Raw genomic sequence first — 24,464 nt, 5'->3', positions numbered from 1 at the left:
TCAGATCTCCTGGGCGAAGTTGCCCTCGAGGCGCCGGAAGATGCGGTGACCGATCCAGACGAACACCACCCCGACGGCGAAGACGATGATGAGGCGGAGCGCCATGTCCGGCGGCCAGATCTGCGGGTCGATCTCGTTGCCCTCGATGATGCTGACCCGGGAGCCGTCCCCCCAGATCGCGCGCTGGAAGGCGAGGATGGCGTTGGACATCGGGTTGAAGAGGTAGAGCTGCTCGAGCCAGCTCCGGCCGGCGCCGGTCGTGGCGGTCACGACGAAGTTCCACGCGTAGACGATCGGCGAGAGCCAGAAGAAGATCTGCAGGCCGACCTCGACGAGGAACTGCACGTCGCGGAGGTAGACGTTCAGCGCGGAGAGCGCGAGCGCGAAGGCGAGGCCGTAGACCAGGGTGATCCCGAGCGCGGGGAGGATGTAGAGCAGATCCCTGCTGAACACGAGCGAGCCGGTGAGCACCGCGCCCACGATCAGCACGACGAACTGCACCGCGAAGTTGAAGAGGGCCGAGCCGATGGCGGCGACGGGGAAGATCTCGCGCGGGAGGTAGACCTTCTTGATCAGGCCGCCGTTGCCGAGGATCGACGTCGTGCCGGCCGTGACGATCTCGCTGAACAGGCCCCAGAGCGTGAGCCCGGAGAAGACGAAGATGGCGAAGTTGGGGACGCCGCGCGAGGCGCCGAGGATCTGCCCGATGGCCACGTAGTAGATCAGCAGCATGATCAGCGGCCGGACCAGGCTCCAGACGAAGCCGAGGCTGCTGTCCTTGTAGCGGGACTTCAGCTCGCGGCCGACCAGGAGGCGCAGGAGCTCGCGGTGCCGGAGGATCTCCAGGAGCGAGGCGATGAAGCCGCCCGATCCACCGCCGACGGCCGAGGTCGTGCCGGCGAGTTGGAAGGGCTCGTCGGCGATCGAGCGTGCGCGATCGACTGGACTGCTGGGCATGGAACTCCAAGGTCTCGGCCGCCGCCGGGCGACGGACCGGATCATTATACGTGCGACCTGCGCCGACGGGGCGGGCGCGCGGGCCGCCCCCCGCCGCTTCGCCGGTAGTCTTGTCCTCGCTCGCCGACTGAACGACACGAACGAGGTGTTCGCCATGCCCACGCAGCCATCCGACGTCCCGCTGGAGCCAGTGCCGCCGCTGGAGCCGGTCCCGCTGGAGCCAGTGCCGCTGGAGCCAGTCCCGCTGGAGCCGGTGGCCCAGTCCGCCGGCGACCCGGTTCCCGAGCTCGGCGGTGGCGCCGAGGAGGCGCCGATCGCCGAGGACCCGAGCCTGCAGTCCGTCCGGCCGACCGCCGCGGTCGCGGGCGACGGCGACCCCGAGGTGCAGCGCCTGCGCGCCCAGGTCGACGCCCTACTCAACGACCCCTTCGACCTCTGGGTCGAGCGCATCCAGGTCGGCGGGGTCACCGCCACCGGCTTCGAGCGGACCCTGTCCTGGCGGGTGACGAAGCCGCTCCGACTCGTGCGCACCTTCCAGATCCGCGTGCAGCAGCTCGGCCTGCCCGGCGCCATCGGCCACACGGCGCGCTTCGCCAAGCGCCGCCTGTCCGGTCGGGCGCGATGAGCGAGGGCACGGCCGCCGCTCGCGCGGAGCGGACCGAGGCGATGCTGCAGCGCCTCGAGCAGATCGGCGCCCTCCTCTTCGACGACGACACGCGCGTCGTCCTGGTCGCCCGCGGTCCCGGCCCGTACCTCGACGCGGTCGCGCGGGAGATCCGGCAGCGCGGCGACGACGAACTGACCTGGGTCGCACTGGTGGCCTTCACCGCCGCCTACCCGACCAGCGAGCTGTTCCAGTGGTTCCGCCGCGCCCTCGCGCTGGCGCCCGAGGAGGCGGCCCTGCGCATCTTCCTCGAGGCCGGCTCGCGGACCGCGACCGGGTTCGCCGATCTGGGAGCGAAGGTGGAGGTCGTCACCGGCGCCGTCCTCGTCGACGTGGACTTCCCCGCCCGGCACGGGCACAACACGGGCGTCCAGCGCGTCGTCCGGCAGACCGTCTCGCGCTGGAGCGCCGCGCACGAGATCATCCCGGTCGCCTGGGTGCACGGCTCCCTCTCCTTCCGCCGCCTCAGCTCGATCGAGACCGAGCGCGTGGTCGACTGGGCCGCGGCCGACCGCCGCGCCTGGCGCCACGGCGACCCGGAGCGCACCGAGTTCGTGGTCCCGTACCGCAGCGTCGTCGTCGTCCCGTCGGTGCCGGAGTACAACCAGTGCGGGCCGCTGTCCGCCCTCGCGGAGCACTCCGGCAACGAGCTGGTCGTCCTCGGTCACGACGCCATCCCGGTCGTCAGCGCCGACACGGTGCCGCCGGAGGAGACCGTGCGCTACGTCAACTTCCTCTCCGTGGTCAAGCACGCGGTGCGCGTCGCGACGGTCAGCTCCGCCGCCGCGCTGGAGTACGAGGGCTTCGTCCGCGCGCTCCCGGCCCAGGGGCTCGTCGGTCCCTCGGTGGTGCCGGTCCCGCTGCCCGTCGAGCTGCCGGACGGGGTGCGCATCGTCGACGAGACCACCTCGTCGCTGCCGCTCGTGCTCTGCGTGGGCAGCCAGGAGCCGCGGAAGAACCACCTCGCCGTGCTGCACGCCGCCGAGGTGCTCTGGCGCGCAGGACTGCGCTTCCGCCTGCGCTTCATCGGCGGGGCGAATCCGTGGGCGCACCAGGTCTTCGACCCGCGCGTGCGCGAGCTGGTCGCGGCCGGCCGGCCGGTCGAGGTGCTCCGCGGAGTGGGCGACGACGTGCTCGTCGCCAGCTACCGCGAGGCGCGGTTCCTCGCCTTCCCCTCGCTGCACGAGGGCTACGGGCTGCCTGTCGCCGAGGCGCTCGCGATCGGCCTTCCCGTCCTCACCTCGCGGTTCGGCAGCACCGCGCAGATCGCCGAGCACGGCGGCTGCGTGCTGATCGACCCGGCGTCCGACGAGGAGCTCATCGACGCGATGCGGGCGATGCTCACCGACGCCGAGCTGCTCGAGCGGCTGCGCCGCGAGGCCGCCGACCGGCCGTCGCGGACCTGGGACGACTACGCCGAGGAGCTGTGGGAGGCCCTGATCGGCCCGTCGGAGCTCCTCCACTCGGATCTCGCCCACTCGGAGCTCACCCACTCGGGGCTCATTCACGCGGAGGAGGCGCCCCGTGCGCAGTAAGCAGTACCTCGTCGACCGACTGTCGACCCTCGTCCGCACGCTCGCCCCGACCGTCCCGCCGCTCGAGAGCGTCGACGCGCTCACCGGGCAGCTGAGCGTGCTCCTCCCCGCGCCGAGCGACCGCGAGGTCTGGCTGGTGCTCGCCGTGCTCCGCGGCACCCTCCCGCGTCGCGAGGACGTCGTCGACGGCCGCCGCCGCGCACGGCTCGAGGGAACGGCGGCGCTGCTGCACCACGCCGCGTCGACGATCGTCTCGGACCGCGTCTTCGCCCGGTTCCACCACCCCACGGTCGAGGTGGTGGTCGGCGCCGTCGTGGTCGACGTGCACCACACCGCGCGGACCGGTCTCGCGACCGGGATCCAGCGCGTCGTCCGGCAGAGCATCTCCCGCTGGACCCGCGACCACGAGATCCTGCTCGCGGGCTGGGACAGCACGCACGAGTCGCTCGTCCTGCTCACCCCGGAGCAGAGCCGCAACGCGGTCGCCGGCGACGTGCCGGACGCCGCGGAGGACCGCTCCCGCGTCATCGTCCCCTGGCAGGGCACCTACCTCCTGCCCGAGCTCGCGGTCGAGGACGAGCGGACCAGTCGCATCGCCGCCCTCGCCGAGTTCAGCGGCAACCGCACGGGCACGATCGGATTCGACTGCGTCCCGGTGACCACGGCGGAGACCGCGAGCACCGGCATCAGCGCGGCGTTCTCGCGCACGCTCGTCGCCGTCTCGCACATGGAGCGCATCGCGACGATCTCCTCGGCCGCCGCGACCGAGTACTCCGGCTGGCGGCACATGCTCGGCAGCGTCGGCGTCGAGGGACCGGACATCCGGCCGATCCTCCTGCCGTCGCAGCCCGAGTCGGTGACGGAGCAGGAGCTCGCCACCGCGGCGCGCTCGCTCGTCACCGAGGGGCTGCCGCTCGTGGTCTGCGTCGGCAGCCACGAGCCGCGGAAGAACCACCTGGCCGTGCTGCACGCCGCCGAGCTCCTCTGGCGGCGGGGGCTGGAGTTCAGCCTCGTCTTCATCGGCGGCAACGCCTGGAGCAGCGCCGAGTTCGAGTACCGGCTCGAGGTCCTCGAGGGCTTCGGCCGCCCGGTGCGCTCGCTGTCCTCCATCACGGACGCGCTGCTCTGGAGCGCGTACCGGCTGGCGCACTGCACGATCTTCCCGTCGATCAACGAGGGCTACGGCCTGCCGATCGTCGAGTCGCTCTCGGTGGGCACCCCGGTGATCACCTCGGGCTTCGGCAGCATGCTCGAGGTCGCCTCGGAGGGCGGCGCCCTCTTCGTCGATCCGCACGACGATCAGGACATCGCCGATGCGCTCGAGCGGCTCCTCACCGACGCGCCGCTGCACGCGCAGCTGACCGCCGAGGCCCTGGCCATCGACGGCGGCACCTGGGACCGGTACGCGGAGCGCGTCTGGGCCTACCTCGTCGACGGTGCGGAGGCGACCGAGGGATCCGCCTCGATCGAGCGCAGCGCCGCCCGGCCGTCCGTCGACGCGGGCTGAGCGAGCGGGCGCTCGGCCCGCGCTGCGCTCAGCCCGCGCCGGGCTCAGCCCGCGGCGCGGGCGAGCTCGAGGTCGTGCTCGACCATGCGGGCGACGATCTCCTCGAAGGCCACCGTCGGCGCCCAGCCGAGCTCGGCGCGCGCCTTCGACGCGTCGCCGCGCATCTCCGGGGCGTCGACCGGACGGGCGAACCGCGGATCGATCCTGATCCGGTCCTCCCACTCGTCGATGCCCGCGGCGGCGAAGGCCGCCCCGACGAACTCGCGGACCGAGTGCGCGACGCCGGTCGCGACGACGTAGTCGCCGGGCGTCTCGGCGCGCGAGGCGCGGACGAGCGCGTCGACGTAGTCCGGCGCCCAGCCCCAGTCGCGACGGGCGTCGAGGTTGCCGAGCGAGAGCTCGGTCGCGGTGCCGGCGGCGATCGCGGCGACGCCGGCCGTGATCTTGCGGGTGACGAAGCTCTCGGGGCGGCGGGGCGACTCGTGGTTGTAGAGGATGCCCGAGGACGCGTGCAGGCCGCGCCCGCGGTAGACGCCGACGAGGTGGTGCGCGAACGCCTTCGCCGCGCCGTAGGGCGAGACGGGGCGGATCGGCGTCGACTCCGACTGCGGGTTCTCGGTGGCCGCTCCGAAGATCTCGGAGGAGGAGGCCTGCACGAAGCGGACCTCGCGGCCCGCCGACTCCTGCAGCGCCAGGGCGGCCTCGAGCAGGGCGGCGACGGCGGTGCCGGTGACCTCGGCGGTCAGCACCGGCTCCTGCCAGGACTGCGCCACCGAGGAGATCCCGGCGAGGTGGAAGACCACGTCGGGGCGCGCCACCGCGACGATGCGGCCGAGGCCGGCGGCGTCGAGGAGGTCGCCCTGGAAGGGGCGGACGGTGGCGGGCAGGGAGGCGTCCTCGTCGCGCACGAGCGCGGAGACCTCCCAGCCGTCGGCGAGCAGGCGCTCGACGAGGTAGCCGCCGTCCTGTCCGCTCGCCCCGGTGACGAGAGCCGCGGGCACGGCGGCTACTTGATCAGCGCGGACTGCTCCGCGAGGTCGTTCTCGACCATCATCGAGACCAGCTCGGGGAAGGAGACCTTCGGCTCCCAGTCGAGCACGTCGCGCGCCTTCGCCGGGTCGCCGATGAGCAGGTCGACCTCGGCCGGGCGCATGAACGCGGGGTTCTGCGTGACGTAGGGCGTCCAGTCCTCGATGCCGACGTGGTTGAAGGCGATGTCGAGGTACTCGCGGATCTCGTGGGTCTCGCCGGTGGCGACCACGTAGTCGTCGCCCTCGGGCTGCTGCAGCATCCGCCACATCGCGTCGACGTAGTCGCCGGCGAAGCCCCAGTCGCGCTTGGCGTCGAGGTTGCCGAGCTCCAGCGTCTCCTGCAGGCCGAGCTTGATGCGGGCCACCGTGAGGCTGATCTTGCGGGTGACGAACTCGGGGCCGCGGCGGGGCGACTCGTGGTTGAAGAGGATGCCCGACGAGGCGTGCATGCCGTAGGACTCGCGGTAGTTGATGGTCATGTAGTGACCGAAGACCTTGGCGACGCCGTAGGGCGAGCGCGGCCAGAGCAGCGTCTCCTCGCTCTGCGGGACCTGCTGGACCTTGCCGAACATCTCGGACGAGGACGCCTGGTAGAACTTCACCCGCGACATGTCGTCGCCGGCGTAGAGGCGCACGGCCTCGAGGATGTTGAGCACGCCCTTGCCGGTCACGTCAGTGGTGAGCGAGGCGTTCTCCCACGAGTACGCGACGAACGAGATCGCGCCGAGGTTGTAGACCTCGTCCGGCTGGGAGACGGCGAGCACGCGCACGAGGCTCGACACGTCGGTCAGGTCACCGGTGAGCAGCGTCACCTCGGGGACGGTGCGGCGGACCAGCTCGTACTTGGGGTTGTTCTGCCCGCGGACGAGACCGAAGACCTCGTAGCCCTTCTCGAGCAGCAGCTCGGCGAGGTAGAGGCCGTCCTGGCCGGTGATTCCGGTGATCAAAGCGCGGGGCACGTGGTGGTCCGTTTCGTCGGGGTCGATGACAGCGGGCTACATCCTACCCATCGGCCTCCGCCGGGCCGCGGAGCACCCGCCGGGGACGCTCCGCTGCGCGGGAGCCGGGCGCGGGTAGTCTGACCCGGCCCGCACCTCGATGGAGCCCGGACCGCGCCGGAGCCCGGACCGCGCCGGAGCCACGACCCGATCGGACGCCATGCCGGAACGCCTCCCCGTCACGCTCGCCGTGCTCACCGTCGATCCCGGGGGGATGGGCGGCGGCGAGACCTACGCGCGCGCGCTCACCCGGCTCCTGGTGCCGCGGCCGGGCGAGGAGGGGCTGCGCGTGCAGGCGCTGGTGCCGGAGAACGCGCACGGCTTCAGCGAGGGCGTGCCCGAGATCGTCGCGGAGGGCGTCGTCAGCGGGGCCGGCCACCGCCGCCGGGCGACGGGAATGCTCCAGGCGCTCGTGCGCACGCTGCGGCTGCGGCGGCTGCTCGGGCCGGACGAGATCCTCTACTTCCCCTTCACCGTCCCGCTGCCCTGGCCCTCGCGCCGGCAGGGTCACGTGCAGATGGTCTTCGATCTGCAGCACCGCGATCTGCCGCAGCTCTTCCCCCGGGTCGAGCGCGTGTTCCGCCGGGTCGCCTACGAGGCGACGGCGCGCCGGGCCGACGCGATCATCACCATCAGCGCCTTCACCAAGGGGCGCATCGTCGAGCTGCTCGGCATCCCGGAGGAGCGGATCCACGTCTCGCACCTCGGCGTCGACACCGAGCGGTTCCGCCCGCACCTGGGCGAGCGCGAGGACTTCGTCTTCTATCCGGCGCGCGCCTGGCCGCACAAGAACCACGCGCGCCTGTTCGAGGCGCTGCGGCTGCTCCGCGCCGACGGACACGACCTGCGGCTGGTGCTCACCGGCGGTGACCTGGACAAGCTCGGCGCTCTGCCCGACTTCGTCGAGTGGCGGGGGCACGTGGGCGAGCAGGAGCTCGCCGAGCTCTACCGGCGGGCGGCCGTGCTCGCCTTCCCGAGTCTCTACGAGGGCTTCGGCTTCCCGCCGATCGAGGCGATGGCGTCGGGCTGCCCTGTCGCGGCGGCCGACTCCGGGTCTCTGCCCGAGATCTGCGGTGACGCGGCCGTGCTCGTCGATCCGCTCGACCCGCGCTCGATCGCGGACGGGATCCTCGAGGCGATCGACCGCTCGGCCGAGCTCGGGCCGAAGGGCGTCGAGCGGGCGGCGCGGTTCAGCTGGGAGCGCTGCCGCGCGGAGCACCTGGCGGTGTTCCGGGCTGTCGCGGCAGCCCGCCCGGCCGGTCGGCGGGGTGCAGGAGGCGCCGCCAGCTGAGGCCCTGCGCGGCCCGCATCGCGCAGATCACCAGCAGCAGCCAGCCCGCGTCGACGAGGAGCGCGCTCTCGGCGAGCGAGGTGACGACGAGCACGGTCAGCACCATCACCGGCCAGACGTGCACCACGGCCTTGCGCTCGGAGGCGATGAGCCACGAGCGCCAGAGTGCGAGGCCGGTGAGCACCAGGAAGAGCACGACGCCGACGAGGCCGACCTGCAGCGCGAGGTCGAACAGCGCGTTGAGGCTCGACGCGTGCGGTCGGCCGGAGAGGAAGTCGATCGCGTTGAACGGGTAGAGGTCGGTGCGCCAGTACCCCACCCAGCCCCAGCCGATGATCGGCGCCAGGTCCGAGAAGCGCCAGACGTGCTGCCAGAGGGTGAGCCGGAACTCGAACTCGCTGCCCGCGTTGAGCAGGTCGACGATCCGGAAGCGGAAGAGCCAGGCGGTGAGCGCGGAGGCGGCGACGACCGCGAGCGTCGTGTACTGCCGCCGTCGGCGCTGCTCCGCGTCGCCGCGGCGCACCCAGCGGAGGATGAGCGCGACGACCGCCGCGACCACGAGGACGCCGGCGCTGACCGCGGAGCGGGTGAGCAGCAGCGTGAGCACCGCGAGGGCGAGCGAGGCGAGTGCCGGCGTGCGCGCCACCGACCTCGTCATCAGCTCGACCGAGAAGGTGACGATCGCCAGGAGGCAGACCAGCCCGAGCTGGTTGCGGGTGCCGACGAGCCCCTGGATCGGCCCGCCGGCCGCGAGCAGCCCCTCGACGCCGAGGAAGCGCAGCGGCCGGTCGATCAGGACGCCGGAGAGCACCTCGACCGCCAGGGAGCCGATCAGGACGACGCGCATCACGTCACCGACCGCGCGGATCACCTGGATGATGTCGCGGGTCAGCCCGATCGCGATCGCGAGGAAGGCAAGGACGAGCTGGTAGAGCACGCTCGACGCGGTCGCCCACTGGTAGCCGCTCCAGAGCGTGCTGAGTGCGATCCAGCCGAGGAAGACCAGGATGCTCGTCGGGAGCAGCCCCTCCCAGTCGAGCAGCTCCCGCCGCAGCACGAGCATGACCCCGGCGAGCGCGGCGAGCGTCGCGACGGCGGCGAGGTAGCCGGGCCAGCCGATCATCCCGCGGACGGCGGGCGCGCAGAGCACGACGACGAGGGAGGTCTGCGCGAGGGCCGCCGCGAACTGCGGCGAGGCCAGCGCGTCCGCGAGGGCCGCGGGCAGCGCGGACGGCCGCCCGCCGCTCATCGCGCCGAGCGCTGGCCGGCGAGGGGGATCGGCTCGGCGGTGAGCGCGTCCTCCTCCTCGTTCGCGGGCTGCTTCGTCAGGACCGCCAGGGCGACGAGCAGGAGCCAGCCGCCCTCGATCAGGATCCGGCTCTCGAACAGCGCCTGCGCGAGCAGGGCGACGATCACGAGCAGCGGGGCGAGCGAGACGGCGGAGTAGGGCAGCACGGTCGCGGCGCTCCGGCGCGGGCGGTCGACCGCGCGGAACCACGAGCGCCAGAGCGTCGAGACGGTGAGGGCCGTGAAGAGCACCAGCCCGACCAGGCCGAGCTGGAACCAGACGTCGAGCCAGGCGTCGTGCGCCTGCAGGTAGAGCACCCCCTTGCGCTCGGCGAGGGTGTCGAACGGCGCCGCCCAGGGCGCCCAGTAGCTGACCCAGCCCCAGCCGAGCCCGGGCCGCTCGGCGGCGAGCGCCCAGACCGAGCGCCAGATGTCGAGCCGGCCCGTCGCGTCGTCGCTCTTGCCGAGCAGGCCGAGCAGCGCGCCCCAGCCGGCGATCGCGCCTCCGGTGACGACGACGGCGGTCGCAGCGGCGGTGAGGTAGACCGGTCGCCGCCCCGCCTCGCCCCGGCGTCGCGCCCAGAGCGCGAAGACCGCGGCGGCCGCGACGGCGACGGCGCAGAGCAGCACCGTGGAGGAGCGGGTGAGCAGGAGCGTCGCGGCGAAGAGGACGACCCAGGCGAGGCCGATGCTCCGGCGGACACTGCGGGCGGCGAGCTCGATCAGCACGATCACGAGGCCGAGCAGGGCGACGAAGCCGAGCAGGTTGCGGTTGCCGACGACGCCCTGGATCGGCTCGCCGGTGAACAGGGCGGCCTGCGACCAGTAGAAGGCGTCGGGGATCCGGCCCGCGGGCAGGTCGATGACGAACGGCAGGACGGGCGCGCGCACGACGACCGCGACGACGAGCTCGAAGACGAGCGAGGCCCCGGTGACGATCCGCAGGGCGCGGCCGAGCGCGGTGACGAAGGCGCCGGTGCTCAGCGTCAGGGCGAGCACCACCCCGCCGAGCGTCGTGGCGAGCTGCGCGGTGACGCCGATCGCGCTCGCGCCGGGGTAGGCCGTCCAGAGCAGCGAGAGCACGGCGAGGGCGAGGAAGGCGACGAGCGCCTTGGGCGTGCGGCTCCAGCGCGGCACGACCCCGGCGCGGACCAGCACGACCACGACCCAGGCGAGCAGCGCCGCGACGACGACACCCCAGCCCCACCAGCCGGCGAGGTTCCGCAGCGCCTGGCCGCCGAGCATGACCGCGAGCACCGCCACCGCGAGCGCTCGGGGAGCGGCGGGCGCGGCGCGTCGGATCATGGCGAACAGTCTAGGGAGCGGGCGCGACGCGGGCGGGCCGCGCCTCAGACGAAGGCCGCGCTGCCGGTGATCGCGCGCCCCACGATCAGGGTGTTCATCTCGCGGGTGCCCTCGTAGGAGTAGAGCGCCTCCGCATCGGCGAAGAAGCGGGCGACGCCGTAGTCGAGGACGATGCCGTTGCCGCCCATCACCTCGCGGCACCAGGCGACCGTCTCGCGCATCCGCGCCGTCGTGTACGCCTTCGCGAGCGCGGAGTGCTCGTCGCGCTGCTCGCCCGCGTCGAGCATCTCGGACACTCGGGTGGCCAAGGCGATGCTCGCGGTGATGTTGCCGATGCTCTTGACCAGCAGGTCCTGCACCAACTGGTGCCCGACCAGCGGCTTGCCGAACTGCACCCGCTCGCGGGCGTAGCGCAGGGCGGCGTCGTAGGCGCCGATCGCGACGCCGATCGCCTGCCAGGCCACCTCGGCTCGGGTCAGCCGGAGGACCTTCGCGGTGTCGCGGAAGGAGTTCGCGCCCTGGAGTCGCAGCGACTCGGGCACCCGCACCCCCTCGAGCACGATGTCGGCGTTCTGCACGGTGCGCAGGCTCTGCTTGCGGGCGATCGCCGTCGCGCGGTAGCCCGGAGTGGAGGTGGGGACGAGGAAGCCCTTCACCTGACCGTCGGCGACGTCCTTCGCCCAGATCACGGTCACGTCGCTGAACGTCGCGTTGCCGATCCAGCGCTTCGCTCCGTCGAGGATCCAGCTGTCGCCGTCGCGGCGGGCCGTGGTGCGCAGTCCCTGCGCGGAGTCGGAGCCGGACTGCGGCTCGGTCAGGCCGAACGCGCCGATCACCTCGCCCGAGGCGAGCTTCGGCAGCCACTCGGCGCGCTGCTCCGGGGAGCCGGCGACGCCGACCGTGCCCATCACCAGGCCGTTCTGCACCCCGACGTAGGTGGCGATGCCCGCGTCGACGCGGCCGAGCTCGAGGGCGACCCAGCCGCGGAAGACCGCCGAGTTCTCGAACGGGCGGGTCTCCGGCCAGGAGAGGCCGACGACCCCGGTCGCGTGGATGCCGGGGATCAGCTGCCGCGGGAACTCGGCGCGCTCCCAGTAGTCGTCCGCGATCGGCCGGACCTCGGCCTCGAGGAACCCGCGGACGCGGACCAGGAGTTCCTTCTCGGCGGGCGAGAGCGACCCGGCGAAGCCGTAGAAGTCGGCGTCGAGGATCTCGAAGGTCGTGCTGTCCATGGTTCATCGCTCCATCGCTCGGGCGCGCAGCGACTCGGCCCGCAGGAGCGGCGGCGGTGCGGCTGTCCTCAGCGTACGAACGGCGAGCCGCGGCGGTGCTGTCGCTGGTGGTGAGCGCCAAGCGGCGGCCGGTCCTCCGGGGTCGCTGTTGTAGATCCTGCTAGCGTCGGGCCGGAGCGGCCCCGGGCAGGGTCCGGACGGCGCGGCTCCCACCCCTGTCCCGGAACGGAAGGCCCTCGCCGTGTTCATCCCGATCGGCAACACTCCTCGCGACTACGCGTGGGGCTCGCTCACCGGCATCTCGGACGCCCTCGGCACGGTGCCGTCCGGCGGCCCCGAGGCGGAGCTGTGGCTGGGCGCGCACCCGGGCTCGCCCGCCCGCATCCTCGACCCCGCCTCCGTCGGCGCGTCGACCCTGGCCGAATGGATCGCGCGCGAGCCGGAGGCGGCGCTCGCCGGAGTCGAGGGGTCGGTCGACCCGGTGTCCGGTGCGCCGCGGCTGCCGTTCCTGCTGAAGATCCTCGCGGCGGGGGCGCCGCTCTCGCTGCAGGCGCACCCCTCCTCCGCGACGGCGCAGCGGCGCTTCGTCGAGGAGGACGAGGCCGGCGTCCCGCGCGACGCGGCGGAGCGGAACTACAAGGACCCGTTCCACAAGCCCGAGCTCGTCTACGCGCTCAGCGAGAGCTTCGACGCGCTCTGCGGCTTCCGCGAGCCGGCCGCCACCCGGGCGCTGCTGGCCGAGCTGGCCGGTCGCGCCGAGGGGGAGCAGGCGGCGGCGATCGCGCGCTTCGCCGCCGAGCTCGAGGGCGAGCCGGCGGTCGTGCTCCGCCGCGCCGTCTCGTGGCTGCTCGCCGACGGCGACCGCGCAGAGGTCGCCGCGCTGATCGCGGCCGTCGTCCGCGCGTCCGACGGGGACGACAGGCTCGAGACCGCGACCGTGCGCTCGCTCGCCGAGGCCTACCCGGGCGACCCGGGCGTCGTGCTCTCGCTGCTGCTCAACCGGGTGCGGCTCGCCTGCGGCGAGGTGCTCTACCTGCCGGCCGGGAACATCCACGCCTATCTCGCGGGGACGGGCGTCGAGCTGATGGCGGCGTCCGACAACGTGCTGCGCGGCGGGCTCACGCCCAAGCACATCGACGTGCCGGAGCTGGTCGACGTGCTCGATTTCTCGCCGCTGCCGGTGCCGTACCTGCCGGCCGAGGAGCCGGCGGCCGGACTGCGCGTCTACCGGCCGGACGTGCCGGACTTCGTGCTCGCCGTCGTCGAGCCGGTCTCGGACGACGCCGTGCAGGTGGAGCTCGACGGGCCGGCGATCGCGATCGCGACGGCCGGGGCCTTCACCGTCACCGGCGCGGAGGGCTCGACGCGCGTCGAGCGCGGCGGCAGCGTCTACGTCACGCCGTCGGAGCGCGCGCTCGCGGTCACCGGGCGCGGCACGCTGTTCGTCGCGACGGTCTGACGCGGGCTCAGCCCGCAGGGCGTCTCGAAACCCGCCGTCAGGACGCGGCCGACGTGGCGAACGTGCGGCGGTAGGCCGCGGGCGTCGTCTGCAGCACGCGGGCGAAGTGGTGGCGGAGGACGGCCGCGGTGCCGAAGCCGACGCGGACCGCGATCGCCTCGAGGGTGAGGTCCGACTCCTCGAGCAGATGCTGCGCGCGGAGCAGCCGCTGCCGGTTCAGCCAGGCCAGCGGCGTCGTCCCGAGGTCCGCGCGGAAGCGCCGGGCGAAGGTGCGCGGCGACATCAGCGCGCGACGCGCGAGGACCTCGATCGTCAGCTCCTCGTCGAGGTGCTGCAGCATCCACTCGGTCACCTCGGCGAACGAGTCGGCGCGCGCCGGCGGGATCGGCGTGCGGATGAACTGCGCCTGCCCGCCGTGGCGCTGCGGCGGCACGACCATCCGCCGCGCGACGATGTTCGCCGCCGCGGCGCCGAGCTCCTCGCGGACGAGGTGGAGGCAGGCGTCGATCCCGGCCGCGGTGCCGGCGCCGGTGATGATCCGCCCCTCCTGCACGAAGAGCACGTCCGGGTCGACCTCGACGCCCGGGTAGCGCCGGGCGAGCTCGTCGGCGTGCATCCAGTGCGTCGTCGCGCGGCGGCCCTCCAGGAGCCCCGCCTCGGCGAGCACGAAGGAGCCGCTGCAGACGCTGAGGATCCAGGCCCCGCGCGCGTGGGCGCGGCGCAGCAGGTCGAGCACCCGCTCGTCGACCGGGCCGACCGGGTGCGCGGGCACGGCGATCAGGTCGGCGTCCTCCGCCGCCTCGAGCCCGTCCGCGATCAGCAGATCGAAGCCCAGCGAGGTGCGCACCGGCCCCGGGTCGGCGGTCGCGATCCGGAAGTCGAAGGCGGGCCCGCCGTCCGCGCGGCGGTCGATCCCGAACACCTCGCAGACCACCCCGAACTCGAAGGGGGCGACCCCGGGCAGGGCGAGGACGGCGACGGAGCGGAGCATCCCGGCAGGATATCGCGACACCGCGCGATCCTGCCACGTGGGCCCCGCGGCCGCGCCGCTAGGGTTGCGACGGTGCCGGGTCGGCGCCGTCATCGAGGAGGATCCACATGGCATGGCTGGTCACCGGGGGAGCCGGGTACATCGGGGCGCACGTGGTGCGCGCCTTCGCCGAGCAGGGCATCGACCCCGTCGTCCTCGACGACCTGTCGTCGGGCCACGAGGCGTTCGTCCCCGAGGGCGTCCCCTTCCACCGCGGCTCGATCCTCGACGAGGCGCTGCTCGACCAGGTCTTCGCGCAGCACGAGATCGAGGGCGTCGTGCACGTCGCCGGCTTCAAGTACGCCGGGGTCTCGGTGCAGCGGCCGCTGCACACCTACGAGCAGAACGTCACCGGCACGATGCGGGTGCTCGCCGCGATGGAGCGGGCCGGCGTCAGCTCGATCGTCTTCTCCTCCAGTGCGGCCGTCTACGGCGCGGTCGACGTCGAGATCGTCACCGAGGCCACCCCGAAGAGCCCGGAGTCGCCCTACGGCGAGTCGAAGCTGATCGGCGAGTGGCTGCTCGCCGACGCGGGCCGGGCACACGGGGTCCGGCACGCCTCCCTCCGCTACTTCAACGTCGTCGGCTCGGGCTACCCGGACGTCTACGACACCAGCCCGCACAACCTCTTCCCGCTGGTCTTCGAGGCGCTCCTCGCCGGTCGCACACCGCGGATCAACGGCGACGACTACCCGACCCCGGACGGCACCTGCGTCCGCGACTACATCCACGTCGCCGACCTGGCCCTCGCCCACGTCGCTGCGGCGCGCCGGCTGGCCGCCGGCGAGCCGATCGATCCCGTCTACAACCTCGGCAGCGGCTCCGGCGCCTCCGTCGGCGAGATCATGACCGCGATCGCCCGGAGCACCGGCATCGCCTTCACCCCCGAGGTCGCCCCCCGCCGGCCGGGCGACCCGCCCCGCATCGTGGCGTCGGGCCGGACGGCGGCCCGCGACCTCGGCTGGGAGATGCGCCACTCCGTCGCCGAGATGGTCGAGAGCGCCTGGCGCGCCCGCAGCGCCGCGTCGTCCTGACGCCCGCCGGGAGCTTCGACACGGTCGCGACACGCCCGCGTGTCGTGAACCCTCCACGGCGGGTTGAGGGTTTATGGTCCGCGACTTGACCTGAGCGAATGACACCGGTGTAATTACTGAGGCGGCCACTCCGGGAGGAGCGGTCCGCCGATCATCGGTCGCAGGCGGGGTAGGAGACGGTATGGCGATTCCGGACAGGGTCCCTACGAACAGCGTCCCGAACGACAGCGTCCCCGACGACAGCAGGATGCCCGGCGGCAGCAGCTCCGGTGCGGGCCGCGTCCCCGAGGACTGGTTCGTCGATCCCGTGCGGCTCGGCGTCCCCGGCGTCCGCCAGGGCGTCGACTCCGACCTTCAGGCCCCCGGCGGAGCCCTTTCCTGGCAGGTCGACTCGCTCTGCGCGCAGACCGACCCCGAGGCGTTCTTCCCCGAGAAGGGTGGATCGACGCGCGACGCGAAGAAGATCTGCACCTCCTGCGAGGTCCGGTCGCAGTGCCTCGAGTACGCCCTCGAGAACGACGAGCGCTTCGGCATCTGGGGCGGACTCTCCGAGCGCGAGCGCCGCAAGCTCCGCCGCCGGGCGTGACGGCCGACCCCCACCGGGGGCGGCGAGCCGCAGGCGGGCGCCGCGCGCCCATCGCTTAGGGTGGTCCGCGATGTATCCACGAGTAACCGCCGTCCTGGTCGCGCGCAACGGCGCGGCCTATCTGGATCGAACCCTCGCGGCGCTGCGGGCGCAGACCCGGCAGCCCGACGCGACCGTGTTCGTCGACGGCGGCTCGAGGGACACGACCGGTGAGCTCCTCGCCGGCTGGGGTCCGTCGCAGCTCGTGCAGGTCGCCGAGAACCTCCCGTTCGGTCAGGCGGTCGCCCGCGCCGTCCGCGTGATGCAGCCCCCGGCCGGGGAGGACGAGTGGCTCTGGCTGCTCGCCGCCGACTCCGCGCCCGAGCCGGGCGCGCTGGCCGCGCTCCTCGGCGCCGTCGAGGTCGCTCCCTCCGTCGCGGTCGCCGGCCCGAAGGTGATGGACTGGACCCGCTCCGGCTACATCCGCAGCTACGGCGAGTCGATCACCAACTACGGCACCACCGTCCACCTCGTCGAGGACGAGCTCGACCAGGGCCAGCACGACGCGACGCCCGACGTGCTCGCGGTCGCCGCGGGCGGCATGCTGGTCCGCCACACGCTCTGGGAGGAGCTCGGCGGCTTCGACCCCGGCCTGCCCGTGGTCGACGACGCGCTCGACTTCTCGATCCGCACCCGCCTCGCCGGCCACCGGGTCAGCCGCGTGCCGGACGCCCGCGTCGTCACCGCCCGCATCGGCCTGCAGCGGCCCGACGGCCGGCGGATCGACAGCGGCGAGCGCAAGCGCGCCCGCCAGCACCGCACGGCGCAGCTGCACCGCCGCCTCGCCTACGCCCCCGTCGCGCTCCTCGTCGTGCACTGGCTCTCGCTCGTGCCGCTCGCGGTCGGCCGCGCCGCCGTCCGCCTGCTGCGCAAGCAGCCCGGTCTCGTCGGCGGCGAGCTGATCGCCGCCTTCGTCGTCGCCTTCGGCGGGACCAAGGTGTTCCGGGCGCGGAGGATCCTCCGCTCGTCGAAGAACGTGGGCTGGAAGGCGATCGCGCCGCTGCGCATCCCGCTCGACGTGGTGCGCCAGCTCCGCTCGGTCCGGCACGACGCCGTCCGGGTGCAGGCGAGCCGCGAGCGGCACCCGCTGCACTTCTTCCAGGGCGGCGGAGTCTGGGTCGTCCTGGTCGCGGCGCTCCTCGGCCTCATCGTCTATACCCCGCTGATCGCCGCCCCCGCCGTCAGCGGCGGCGGACTGCTCACGCTCTCGCCCACGGTGGGGGAGCTCTGGCGCAACGCCGCCTACGGCTGGCGCGACCTCGGCTCCGGCTTCATCGGGGCGGCGGATCCGTTCGCCGCCGTACTCGCCGTGCTCGGCTCGCTCACCTTCTGGTCGCCGAGCTTCTCGATGGTGCTCCTCTATCTGACGGCGTTCCCGATCGCGGCGACCGGCGCCTGGCTGATGATCGCCCGCATCACCGCACGGCCGATCGCCCGGCACGCCGGCGCGCTCGTCTACGTGCTCGCCCCGGCGTTCTTCGCGGCGCAGTCCGACGGCCGACCGGCGGCGATGCTCGTGCACGTCCTGCTGCCCTGGCTCTTCTTCGCCGGCTTCGGCGCCTACCGCTCCTGGTCCTCCTCGGCGACCGCCTCGATCCTCGCCGCGTCGATCATCGCCTGCGCGCCGGTGCTCGCCGTGCCGCTGCTGGCGATCTGGATCGTCGTGCTCGCGACCGCGGGCCGCCGGATCGGCCGCTTCGCCGGGCTGCCGATCCCGGCCGCCAGCCTGCTCTTCCCGATCGTCGTCGCGCACGCTCCTCGGGGCGACTGGTTCGCGATCCTCGCCGATCCGGGCGTCCCGCTGCCCTCGGCCCCGGTCGACGTGCTCGCCCTCGCGTCCGGCTTCCCGTCGTCCTTCTCCGCGGGCTGGACGACGCTGCTCGGCGGCCTCGGCGTCGCCGACTCCGCCGTCGGGATCGCGACCGCCGTCCTCGTGCTGCCGCTGATCGTCGCCGCCCTCGCCTCGCTGCTGCTGCCGAACAACCTCTCGGCTCTGGGCGGAGTGGGCGTCGCGGCGGTCGGGCTGATCACCGCCGCGCTCGCGCAGGGCGTGCAGGTGGCGACCACCGGCTCGGAGACGGTCGCGGTCTGGAGCGGGACCGGGCTCAGCCTCTACTGGCTCGGCCTCGTCATCGGCTTCTCGCTCTCCGTCGCCGCCCTCCCCGCCTACCGCATCGTCCCGGCGCTGGTCGTCACGGCCGCCGTGGTGCTCGTGATCGCGCCGATGGCCGCCGCCTTCCAGCAGGGGCAGACGCTCGTCGCCACCGCCGGCTCCGACCGCTCGCTGCCGGCCTACGTGGCCGCCGAGGCGCAGAACGAACCGCGCGTCGGCACGATCGTGCTCGTGCCGCAGGCCGACGGCGGTGTCCTCGCACGGCTCGAGCGCGGCTCCGGAGCGACGCTCGACCAGCAGTCGACGCTCGCCGCGACCGGGACCGAGCAGACGGACGCGATCGACGAGCTGGCCGGCAACCTCGTCTCGCGCACCGGCTACGACGTCGACGGCGCGCTCCAGGACCTCGGCGTGCGCTTCGTCGTGCTCACCCAGCCGGTGAGCACCGAGGCCGGCGACGCCGCCTCCGCCGTCCGCGCGCGCGCCGCGGTCTCGCTCGACGCCAACGCCGCGTTCTCCGCGGTCGGCGACACGCAGTACGGCCTGCTCTGGACCGCGGTCGACACCGAGGGCACGCGGATCGACGCGGCGCCCCCGCAGGGCGTGGTCGGCCCGTTCGGCGTCACCTACACGATCGCCCTGCTCATCGTCTTCCTCGCCGCGCTCCTGCTGGCCGTGCCGACCGGGCTCTCGCTCGAGCGCGCACGCTCGGGTGCGGCGGTCGCCGGCCTCGACGACGAGCCGGGCGAGGCCACCGGCCAGTTCGACGACGGGACCGACGATGCCTGATCCCGCCGACCAGGAGAAGCGCATGACGCAGCCCCCGCCTCGCCCCTCGCGCGCCGAGCGGCGCGCCGAGCGCCGGCCGTCCGAGAAGAAGGCGTCCGAGCGGAAGGCCGCCGAGCAGACGGCCGCCGAGCCGACCACCGCCGAGCAGAGGACGATCGGCCGGGAGCCGGCGAAGCGCGACCGCACGGTCTCCGCCGCTCGCCGGCGCCGCAGCGCCCTCCGCGGCGCCGCGGGAGTCGCCGGGCTCGCTCTCGCGGTCGCCGCGGTCGTGCTGCCCCAGCTGCTCCCGCTGCCCGTCGCCACCCGCGCGGCGGAGGGCGTCGTCGTCACCCCCGTGGCGGCCGACGGCGCCCTCGTCTGCGCCGGCGACCTGATCGACGCCGGCGACCCCGAGGAGCTGCGCGCCATCGACGGCTCCGCCACCTCGATCGCGCCGCAGGACTCGACGGGCGAGCCGACCGCCCTCGACGAGGCGGACATCGCCGCGCCGGGAACGGGCCTCAGCAGCGTCGACGTGCCGGCCGAGTCCGATCCGACTCCGGGCGGCGTGACCACGCAGTCCCTCGCGACGGAGGACCTCTCCGGGCTCTCGGCCGTCGGCTGCGCCGAGCCCTCGGCCGACAGCTGGCTGGTCGCCGGCTCGACCGACGTCGGCCGCACCTCGGTGCTCGTGCTCGCGAACGCCAGCGCGGTCGCGGCGACCGTCGACCTCGCGCTCTACGGCGAGAACGGCCAGGTCTCCGCCACCGGAGCGACCGGCGTCGTCGTCCCGGCCGGCACCGTCCGCGCCCTCCCGCTGGCCGGCCTCGCGCCCGACGTGATCCAGCCCGTCGTCCGGATGACCGCTCGCGGCGGCGAGATCGCCGCGAGCATCCAGAGCAGCGCCATCTCCGGCCTCACCCCCGAGGGCGTCGAGACGACCGGGCCCGCCGCGGCCCCCGCCACGCTCACCGTCGTCTCCGGCTTCACCGTCACCTCCTCGCCCGCGGACACGGCGGGTGACGACGGCACCGGCGGTGACGGCAGCCCCGTCCTGCGCATCCTGGCGCCCGGCGAGGCCGACAGCACGGTCTCGATCGAGGTCGCGAACGAGGACCCGAGCGGGATCGGCACCTCCACCCAGGTCGTCGTCCCGGCCGGCCGTGTCGGCGAGGTGCCCCTCTCCGGACTCGCGGACGGCTCCTACCGGATCACCCTCACCTCCGACCAGCCGATCGTCGCCGCCGGCCGGACCACCTCGACCGGGTCCGCAGGGACCGACTTCGCCTGGTTCGTCTCCGGCACCGCGACCGAGGTGCCCTTCGGTGTGGGCAGCACCGGCGAGCCGGGAGCCCTGCTGCACCTGGCGAACGGCAGCGACTCCTCCGCCTCGGTGCAGCTCGAATCGGCGGGAGGCACCCGCACGCTCGACATCGGCCCGTTCGGCTCGGTCTCGGCCGAGCTCGGCTCCGACTCGGTGGTCGTCACGAGCGATCAGCCCGTGCAGGCCTCGGTCTCGATCGCCCGCGACGGGCGCATCGCCTCCTACGCCGTGGTGCCGCCGGGTCCGCTGTCGTCACCGGTGACGGTCTACTCGCACTGAGCCGAGATGCCGCCGAGCGGAGATCGAGCGAGCGCAGATCGCGCCGGCGGGGCTCAGTGGTCGCGGAACCGGTCCGGCGAGATGTCCCACGGGTCGCGGCCGAGCAGCTCGGCGACGGCGCGGAAGACGTAGCTCTCGATCATCATCCGCTGGTGCCACTCGTCGCGGTGGTGCAGCTTGGCCAGCCGCTCGATCGGGACGCGGTAGAGCGTGATGCGGCGGGCCGCGTGGTCGACCCGCCAGCGCGCGATGCCGGTGCCCTCGAGGCGGGCCGGATCGACGTCGGGCGTCGACGCGAGGTCGACGCGGATCCCGGCGAGCTCGTCGGGCCAGGCGCCGCGCAGGTAGTCGAAGGCCGAGCCGATCGTCGTCTCGAAGAAATCGGCCCGGGTCTGCAGCGGCGGCAGGTGGGGGCCGGTGACGGCGCCGCGGATGCCCCGGCCGTGCCGGTCCCGGGAGCCGCCGCGCACCGAGGTCGCCTGTCGAGCGGTGGAACGGCGTGCGCGGGGCATTGACCCAGCTTATTCCTCCGCGGCCCGTCGCTCCGCGGGTGGGCGATCCGGGCCCGGTTGCTACCCTGGGCGCGATGGACCGACGGCAGTGCTCGCGCACCGGATGCAGCGACCCGGCGGTCGTCACCCTCACCTACGACTACCGCGACTCGCTCGTCGCCGTCGGCCCGCTCAGCCCGCAGCCCGATCCGCACGGCTACGACCTCTGCGCGGAGCACGACCGCCGCCTCCTGGTGCCCCGGGGCTGGCAGGCGGTGCGCTACCTCGAGCCGCCAGCGGGCTGAGCGCCCTCGCGCTCCGGGAAGCCGCGGGGCGCGCTCGCCAGCACGGGTGCGAGCCGGGCCAGCCGCTGGTCGGCGAGCTGCAGCGCGCGCTCCTCGCGGAGGCGGCGCAGCGCCGCGACGGCGAGGAGGAAGTCCTCGGCGGGGGCGGCCGGCAGCGGGGAGACGAACGCGGCGGCCTCCTCCGCGAGCGAGCGGGCGAGCTGCGACCGCGACGGCTCGGTCATCCCGCCGCGCTGGCGGAGGAACGCCGCGAGGCGCCGCGCCAGCGCGTCCGGCAGCCGGGCGACGTCCGCGGTCGCGGCCCAGCCGGCGAGCGGGGCGCCGCGGTCGCCCGCTTCGTCGTCGTCTCGACGGGGACCCGCTCGAGCTGGCTGTGCGTGCCGGCGAGCATCGCCCAGCCGCCGCGAGCGGCGCGAGCAGGCCGACCACGGCGGCCAGCCCGCCCGCGGTCATCACGATCTCGAGCACCCCGGTGAGGCCGCGGATGAGCGCGTGGCGGAAGCCGATCGCGCCGCCGTCGTCGCGCACCACGCGGGCGCCGACGGCGAGCTTGCCGAGCGAGCGCCCCCGCGTCGCGGTCTCGACGGCGACGGGGACGAGCACGATCGAGACGACCAGCGCGGCGATCGCCACGGCGGCCGCGGCCGCGGGGTCGAGTCCGCCCTCGCCGGCGAGCGCGGCGACCAGGTAGAAGAGGCCGAAGGCGAGCAGGAACTCGGCGACGAGGTCGATGATCGCGCCGGCGGCGCGCAGCACGAAGGAGGTGACGGGGATCTCGAGGGCGATCGCCTCGCCGGTGATCAGGCCGGCGCCGTCGACGTCGTCGAAGCGGGCACCGTCGCGATCGTCGTCGGCCATGCTGCTCCTCCCGCCCCCGCCGCGGCGCATCGGGAGCCCCGGCTATCATCGCAGCCGATGGACATCGACGCTCTCTCGGCCGCGCGCAGCGCGCACTGGACCCGACTCGACCGGCTCTCGCGCAAGCGCCGGCTGACCGGTGACGAGGCGGACGAGCTCGTCGAGCGCTACCAGTCCGCCTCCGCCGACCTCGCCACGATCTCGTCGACCGCGGGCTCCACCGCCGTCGGCACGCGCCTGGCGGTCTCGCTGTCGCGGGCGCGGGGGAGGCTCACCGGCACGCGCGAGGAGCCGCTCGCCGCGGTCGCCCGCTTCGTCGTCGTCTCGCTCCCGGCGGCGCTGTACCGGATCCGCTGGCTGACCCTCGCCGTCGCCCTCGCGACCGTGCTGGTCGCCGGGCTCTACGCGGTCTGGATCCTCGGCGACCCGCGCCTGCTCGCGGCGCTCGGCGACGACGAGGAGCTGCGCCGCTTCGCGCAGGAGGACTTCGTCGACTACTACTCCGAGAACCCGGCCGCCTCGTTCGCCGGCCAGGTCTGGACCAACAACGCCTGGATCGCGGCGCAGTGCGTCGCGTTCGGCATCGTCGGCGTCTACGTGCCGTACGTCCTGCTGCAGAACGCGCAGAACCTCGGCACCTCGGTCGCGGTGATGTTCCACGTCGGCGAGGGCGACACCTTCTTCCTCTACATCCTTCCGCACGGCCTGCTCGAGCTGACGGCGGTGTTCGTCGCGGCGGCGGCGGGCCTGCGGATCTTCTGGGCCTGGATCGCGCCCGGTCCGCGCACGCGGGGGCAGGCGCTCGCCGAGGACGCGCGGAGCCTGTTCACCGTCGCGATCGGCCTGGTCTTCGTTCTGCTCGTCTCCGGCGTGATCGAGGGCTTCGTGACGCCGGCGCCGTGGCCGTGGTGGCTGAAGATCGGCATCGGCGCGCTCGCGCTCGGCGCTTTCGTGGCCTACTTCCTCGTGCTCGGCCGGCGCGCCGTGCTGGCGGGCGAGACCGGCGACCTCGCGCGGTTCGACGCGGGGTCGCGCAGCATCGCCGAGGGCTGAGCCGGGGGTCAGAGCCGCCCGGTGGCCTTCAGCGCGAGGTAGCGGTCGGCCAGCGCCGGCGGCAGCTTCTCCGGGCTGCCGAGCACCACGTCGCCGCCGAGCCGGCGCACGGCGGCCGCGAGCCGGTCGGCGTCCGCGAGCGAGCGCTCGGCCGCCGCGGCGGTGTAGACGGCGCCGCGGTCACTGCGATCGGCGGCCATCCGGGTCAGCTCCGGGTCGATCGCGCAGGCGACGACGACGGTGTGCTGCCGGGTCAGCTGCGGGAGGACGGCGAGCAGCCCCTCCGACGCGCCGACCGAGTCGAGCGCGGTGAGCAGGACGACGAGCGAGCGCTGCGACACCAGCGCGCGCACCTGCGCCGGCACGGCCGACCAGTCGGTCTCGATCAACCGGGGCTGCACCGGGGCGAGCGCGTCGACGACGCGGCCGAGCACCTCGGTCCCCGTCGCGCCGTGCACGCGGGCGCGGCGGGCGCGGTCGAACGCCAGGACGTCGACGCGGTCGCCGGCCGAGGCCGCCAGCGCGGCGAGCAGCAGCGACGCCTCGATCGCCGTGTCCAGGCGCGGCTCGTCGTCGATCCGCGCGGCGGAGGTGCGGCCGGAGTCGAGCACGATCACGACCCGGCGGTCGCGCTCGGGGCGCCAGGTGCGCACGACGGGCTCGCGGCGTCGCGCGGTGGCGCGCCAGTCGAGCGAGCGGACGTCGTCGCCGCGCACGTACTCGCGCAGACTGTCGAACTCGGTGCCCTGACCGCGGATCATCACGCTCGTCCGGCCCTCCAGCTCGCGGAGCCGGGCGAGTCGCGAGGGCAGGTGGCGCCGCGAGCGGAACGGCGGCAGCACCCGGACGACGGCGGGCGCGCGCAGCGTCGCCTGGCGACCGGCGAGCCCGAGCACCCCGTCCGAGCGGATCGTCGCGTGCAGCGCGCGGCGCTCGCCGCGGCGGCGCGGCTCGAGCACGGTGCGCACGGCGCGGCGCTCGCCCGGCGGGAGCCGCAGCGGCGAACGGGTCGAGAGCGCGCCGGCCGAGGGCTCCCAGGCGTCGCGCACCACGCCGGTGATCCGGCGCCGCCCGGTGTTCGTGAGCAGCAGCGTCGCCTCCGCGCGCTCGCCCAGCCGCACGCGGTCGGGCGTCCGCCGCTCCAGCAGCACCGCGCGCGGCGAGCCGGCCAGCACCAGGTCGACGCCCACCAGCGCCAGCCAGACCAGCAGCCAGAGCCCGAGCACGGCGAAGGCGACCTCGGCGCGGCGCCCGAGCAGGACGACCGGCACCAGGCCGACGAGGAGGACGAGGACGGAGCGTCCGGTGAGGTGCACGG

The 24,464-nt window shown here is 74.1% G+C and carries 21 protein-coding genes and 1 pseudogene; 11 read left to right on the top strand and 11 right to left on the bottom strand.

What is annotated here, in order from left to right; translation table 11 throughout:
* Complete coding sequence (locus GSU72_RS13605; RefSeq protein WP_159985547.1) at nucleotides 1-957, bottom strand: ABC transporter permease; 957 nt, start codon at nucleotides 955-957, stop codon at nucleotides 1-3.
* Nucleotides 958-1,111: 154 nt separating this feature from the next.
* On the opposite strand from GSU72_RS13605, the gene GSU72_RS13600 reads away from it, so the two are divergent.
* Genes GSU72_RS13600 through GSU72_RS13590 form a run of 3 tightly spaced genes read left to right on the top strand, consistent with a single transcriptional unit; the run spans nucleotide 1,112 to nucleotide 4,663 of the window.
* On the top strand, nucleotides 1,112-1,582 hold the full coding sequence (locus GSU72_RS13600) for a hypothetical protein (protein WP_159985546.1): 471 nt from the start codon (nucleotides 1,112-1,114) through the stop codon (nucleotides 1,580-1,582).
* Nucleotides 1,579-3,156, top strand: a complete 1,578-nt coding sequence (locus tag GSU72_RS13595; RefSeq protein ID WP_159985545.1) for a glycosyltransferase — start codon at nucleotides 1,579-1,581, stop codon at nucleotides 3,154-3,156. The genes GSU72_RS13600 and GSU72_RS13595 overlap by 4 nt, the downstream gene beginning before the upstream one ends.
* Nucleotides 3,146-4,663 carry a glycosyltransferase family 1 protein gene (locus GSU72_RS13590; protein ID WP_159985544.1) on the top strand — a complete coding sequence of 506 codons (1,518 nt, stop codon included), beginning with the start codon at nucleotides 3,146-3,148 and terminating at the stop codon, nucleotides 4,661-4,663. The genes GSU72_RS13595 and GSU72_RS13590 overlap by 11 nt, the downstream gene beginning before the upstream one ends.
* 44 nt (nucleotides 4,664-4,707) lie before the next feature.
* Here GSU72_RS13590 and GSU72_RS13585 read toward each other — a convergent pair whose 3' ends face one another.
* Both GSU72_RS13585 and GSU72_RS13580 read right to left on the bottom strand, forming a co-directional pair.
* Nucleotides 4,708-5,664 (bottom strand): GDP-mannose 4,6-dehydratase, encoded by a 957-nt coding sequence (locus GSU72_RS13585; protein ID WP_159985543.1) that lies wholly within the window; start codon nucleotides 5,662-5,664, stop codon nucleotides 4,708-4,710.
* Nucleotides 5,665-5,669: 5 nt separating this feature from the next.
* Nucleotides 5,670-6,653 (bottom strand): GDP-mannose 4,6-dehydratase, encoded by a 984-nt coding sequence (locus GSU72_RS13580; RefSeq protein WP_159985542.1) that lies wholly within the window; start codon nucleotides 6,651-6,653, stop codon nucleotides 5,670-5,672.
* Nucleotides 6,654-6,852: 199 nt separating this feature from the next.
* On the opposite strand from GSU72_RS13580, the gene GSU72_RS13575 reads away from it, so the two are divergent.
* Complete coding sequence (locus tag GSU72_RS13575; protein WP_159985541.1) at nucleotides 6,853-7,983, top strand: glycosyltransferase family 1 protein; 1,131 nt, start codon at nucleotides 6,853-6,855, stop codon at nucleotides 7,981-7,983.
* On the opposite strand, the gene GSU72_RS13570 is transcribed toward GSU72_RS13575, so the two are convergent.
* The 3 genes from GSU72_RS13570 to GSU72_RS13560 are packed head-to-tail and all read right to left on the bottom strand — an operon-like array spanning nucleotide 7,883 to nucleotide 11,807.
* Complete coding sequence (locus tag GSU72_RS13570) at nucleotides 7,883-9,232, bottom strand: O-antigen ligase family protein (RefSeq protein ID WP_159985540.1); 1,350 nt, start codon at nucleotides 9,230-9,232, stop codon at nucleotides 7,883-7,885. The genes GSU72_RS13575 and GSU72_RS13570 overlap by 101 nt on opposite strands.
* On the bottom strand, nucleotides 9,229-10,575 hold the full coding sequence (locus tag GSU72_RS13565) for an O-antigen ligase family protein (protein WP_159985539.1): 1,347 nt from the start codon (nucleotides 10,573-10,575) through the stop codon (nucleotides 9,229-9,231). The genes GSU72_RS13570 and GSU72_RS13565 overlap by 4 nt, the downstream gene beginning before the upstream one ends.
* Before the next feature lie 44 nt (nucleotides 10,576-10,619).
* A complete protein-coding gene (locus GSU72_RS13560; protein WP_159985538.1) occupies nucleotides 10,620-11,807 on the bottom strand; it encodes an acyl-CoA dehydrogenase family protein in 1,188 nt (395 codons plus the stop codon).
* 241 nt (nucleotides 11,808-12,048) lie between these two features.
* On the opposite strand from GSU72_RS13560, the gene manA reads away from it, so the two are divergent.
* The gene (manA, locus tag GSU72_RS13555) at nucleotides 12,049-13,266 is read left to right on the top strand and encodes a mannose-6-phosphate isomerase, class I (RefSeq protein ID WP_159985537.1); all 1,218 of its coding nucleotides are present in this window, start codon (nucleotides 12,049-12,051) and stop codon (nucleotides 13,264-13,266) included.
* Nucleotides 13,267-13,303: 37 nt separating this feature from the next.
* Here manA and GSU72_RS13550 read toward each other — a convergent pair whose 3' ends face one another.
* The gene (locus GSU72_RS13550) at nucleotides 13,304-14,257 is read right to left on the bottom strand and encodes a helix-turn-helix domain-containing protein (RefSeq protein ID WP_159985536.1); all 954 of its coding nucleotides are present in this window, start codon (nucleotides 14,255-14,257) and stop codon (nucleotides 13,304-13,306) included.
* A 107-nt stretch (nucleotides 14,258-14,364) separates the two neighbouring features.
* On the opposite strand from GSU72_RS13550, the gene galE reads away from it, so the two are divergent.
* The 4 genes from galE (at nucleotide 14,365) to GSU72_RS13530 (ending at nucleotide 20,439) form a co-directional block, all read left to right on the top strand.
* Entirely contained in the window at nucleotides 14,365-15,330 is a 966-nt protein-coding gene (gene galE, locus GSU72_RS13545; protein WP_159985535.1) for a UDP-glucose 4-epimerase GalE, read from the top strand.
* Between the two features lie 247 nt (nucleotides 15,331-15,577).
* Nucleotides 15,578-15,916, top strand: a complete 339-nt coding sequence (locus tag GSU72_RS13540; protein WP_159986831.1) for a WhiB family transcriptional regulator — start codon at nucleotides 15,578-15,580, stop codon at nucleotides 15,914-15,916.
* A 70-nt stretch (nucleotides 15,917-15,986) separates the two neighbouring features.
* Nucleotides 15,987-18,857 carry a glycosyltransferase family 2 protein gene (locus tag GSU72_RS13535; RefSeq protein ID WP_159985534.1) on the top strand — a complete coding sequence of 957 codons (2,871 nt, stop codon included), beginning with the start codon at nucleotides 15,987-15,989 and terminating at the stop codon, nucleotides 18,855-18,857.
* Between the two features lie 22 nt (nucleotides 18,858-18,879).
* Nucleotides 18,880-20,439 (top strand): DUF5719 family protein, encoded by a 1,560-nt coding sequence (locus GSU72_RS13530; RefSeq protein WP_159985533.1) that lies wholly within the window; start codon nucleotides 18,880-18,882, stop codon nucleotides 20,437-20,439.
* A gap of 53 nt (nucleotides 20,440-20,492) precedes the next feature.
* Here the strand turns inward: GSU72_RS13530 and GSU72_RS13525 are convergent, their stop codons facing one another.
* Nucleotides 20,493-20,951 carry a metallopeptidase family protein gene (locus tag GSU72_RS13525; protein ID WP_159985532.1) on the bottom strand — a complete coding sequence of 153 codons (459 nt, stop codon included), beginning with the start codon at nucleotides 20,949-20,951 and terminating at the stop codon, nucleotides 20,493-20,495.
* A 74-nt stretch (nucleotides 20,952-21,025) separates the two neighbouring features.
* Between GSU72_RS13525 and GSU72_RS13520 the strand changes: the two genes are divergently transcribed.
* Nucleotides 21,026-21,235: a DUF3499 family protein gene (locus tag GSU72_RS13520; RefSeq protein ID WP_159985531.1), complete on the top strand. Its 210-nt coding sequence runs from the start codon at nucleotides 21,026-21,028 to the stop codon at nucleotides 21,233-21,235.
* Here GSU72_RS13520 and GSU72_RS21625 read toward each other — a convergent pair.
* Entirely contained in the window at nucleotides 21,211-21,459 is a 249-nt protein-coding gene (locus GSU72_RS21625) for a hypothetical protein (protein WP_244255816.1), read from the bottom strand. The genes GSU72_RS13520 and GSU72_RS21625 overlap by 25 nt on opposite strands.
* Before the next feature lie 223 nt (nucleotides 21,460-21,682).
* A pseudogene (locus tag GSU72_RS21620) lies at nucleotides 21,683-22,093 on the bottom strand (RDD family protein); the annotation flags it as partial.
* Between the two features lie 57 nt (nucleotides 22,094-22,150).
* On the opposite strand from GSU72_RS21620, the gene GSU72_RS13510 reads away from it, so the two are divergent.
* A complete protein-coding gene (locus GSU72_RS13510; protein WP_159985530.1) occupies nucleotides 22,151-23,146 on the top strand; it encodes a stage II sporulation protein M in 996 nt (331 codons plus the stop codon).
* Between the two features lie 8 nt (nucleotides 23,147-23,154).
* On the opposite strand, the gene GSU72_RS13505 is transcribed toward GSU72_RS13510, so the two are convergent.
* Nucleotides 23,155-24,462 carry a DUF58 domain-containing protein gene (locus GSU72_RS13505; RefSeq protein ID WP_159985529.1) on the bottom strand — a complete coding sequence of 436 codons (1,308 nt, stop codon included), beginning with the start codon at nucleotides 24,460-24,462 and terminating at the stop codon, nucleotides 23,155-23,157.
* Between the last annotated feature and the right edge of the window lie 2 nt (nucleotides 24,463-24,464).

It is taken from the genome of Rathayibacter sp. VKM Ac-2760 (assembly GCF_009834185.1).
In the GTDB taxonomy this organism is placed as follows: Bacteria; Actinomycetota; Actinomycetes; order Actinomycetales; family Microbacteriaceae; genus Rathayibacter.
The sequence above is the reverse complement of the archived record's forward strand: the minus strand, read 5'-3'. Positions and strand labels throughout refer to the sequence as shown.

Excerpts from the sequence above, each read along its gene's own strand:
- GSU72_RS13595 (WP_159985545.1), top strand. The coding sequence starts at position 1,579 with ATGAGCGAGGGCACGGCCGCCGCTCGCGCGGAGCGGACCGAGGCGATG.
- GSU72_RS13605 (WP_159985547.1), bottom strand. The coding sequence starts at position 957 with ATGCCCAGCAGTCCAGTCGATCGCGCACGCTCGATCGCCGACGAGCCC.
- GSU72_RS13570 (WP_159985540.1), bottom strand. The coding sequence starts at position 9,232 with ATGAGCGGCGGGCGGCCGTCCGCGCTGCCCGCGGCCCTCGCGGACGCG.
- GSU72_RS13540 (WP_159986831.1), top strand. The coding sequence starts at position 15,578 with ATGCCCGGCGGCAGCAGCTCCGGTGCGGGCCGCGTCCCCGAGGACTGG.
- GSU72_RS21625 (WP_244255816.1), bottom strand. The coding sequence starts at position 21,459 with ATGACCGAGCCGTCGCGGTCGCAGCTCGCCCGCTCGCTCGCGGAGGAG.
- GSU72_RS13565 (WP_159985539.1), bottom strand. The coding sequence starts at position 10,575 with ATGATCCGACGCGCCGCGCCCGCCGCTCCCCGAGCGCTCGCGGTGGCG.
- GSU72_RS13550 (WP_159985536.1), bottom strand. The coding sequence starts at position 14,257 with ATGCTCCGCTCCGTCGCCGTCCTCGCCCTGCCCGGGGTCGCCCCCTTC.
- galE (WP_159985535.1), top strand. The coding sequence starts at position 14,365 with ATGGCATGGCTGGTCACCGGGGGAGCCGGGTACATCGGGGCGCACGTG.
- GSU72_RS13510 (WP_159985530.1), top strand. The coding sequence starts at position 22,151 with ATGGACATCGACGCTCTCTCGGCCGCGCGCAGCGCGCACTGGACCCGA.
- GSU72_RS13560 (WP_159985538.1), bottom strand. The coding sequence starts at position 11,807 with ATGGACAGCACGACCTTCGAGATCCTCGACGCCGACTTCTACGGCTTC.
- GSU72_RS13525 (WP_159985532.1), bottom strand. The coding sequence starts at position 20,951 with ATGCCCCGCGCACGCCGTTCCACCGCTCGACAGGCGACCTCGGTGCGC.
- GSU72_RS13600 (WP_159985546.1), top strand. The coding sequence starts at position 1,112 with ATGCCCACGCAGCCATCCGACGTCCCGCTGGAGCCAGTGCCGCCGCTG.
- GSU72_RS13575 (WP_159985541.1), top strand. The coding sequence starts at position 6,853 with ATGCCGGAACGCCTCCCCGTCACGCTCGCCGTGCTCACCGTCGATCCC.
- GSU72_RS13520 (WP_159985531.1), top strand. The coding sequence starts at position 21,026 with ATGGACCGACGGCAGTGCTCGCGCACCGGATGCAGCGACCCGGCGGTC.
- GSU72_RS13530 (WP_159985533.1), top strand. The coding sequence starts at position 18,880 with ATGACGCAGCCCCCGCCTCGCCCCTCGCGCGCCGAGCGGCGCGCCGAG.
- GSU72_RS13535 (WP_159985534.1), top strand. The coding sequence starts at position 15,987 with ATGTATCCACGAGTAACCGCCGTCCTGGTCGCGCGCAACGGCGCGGCC.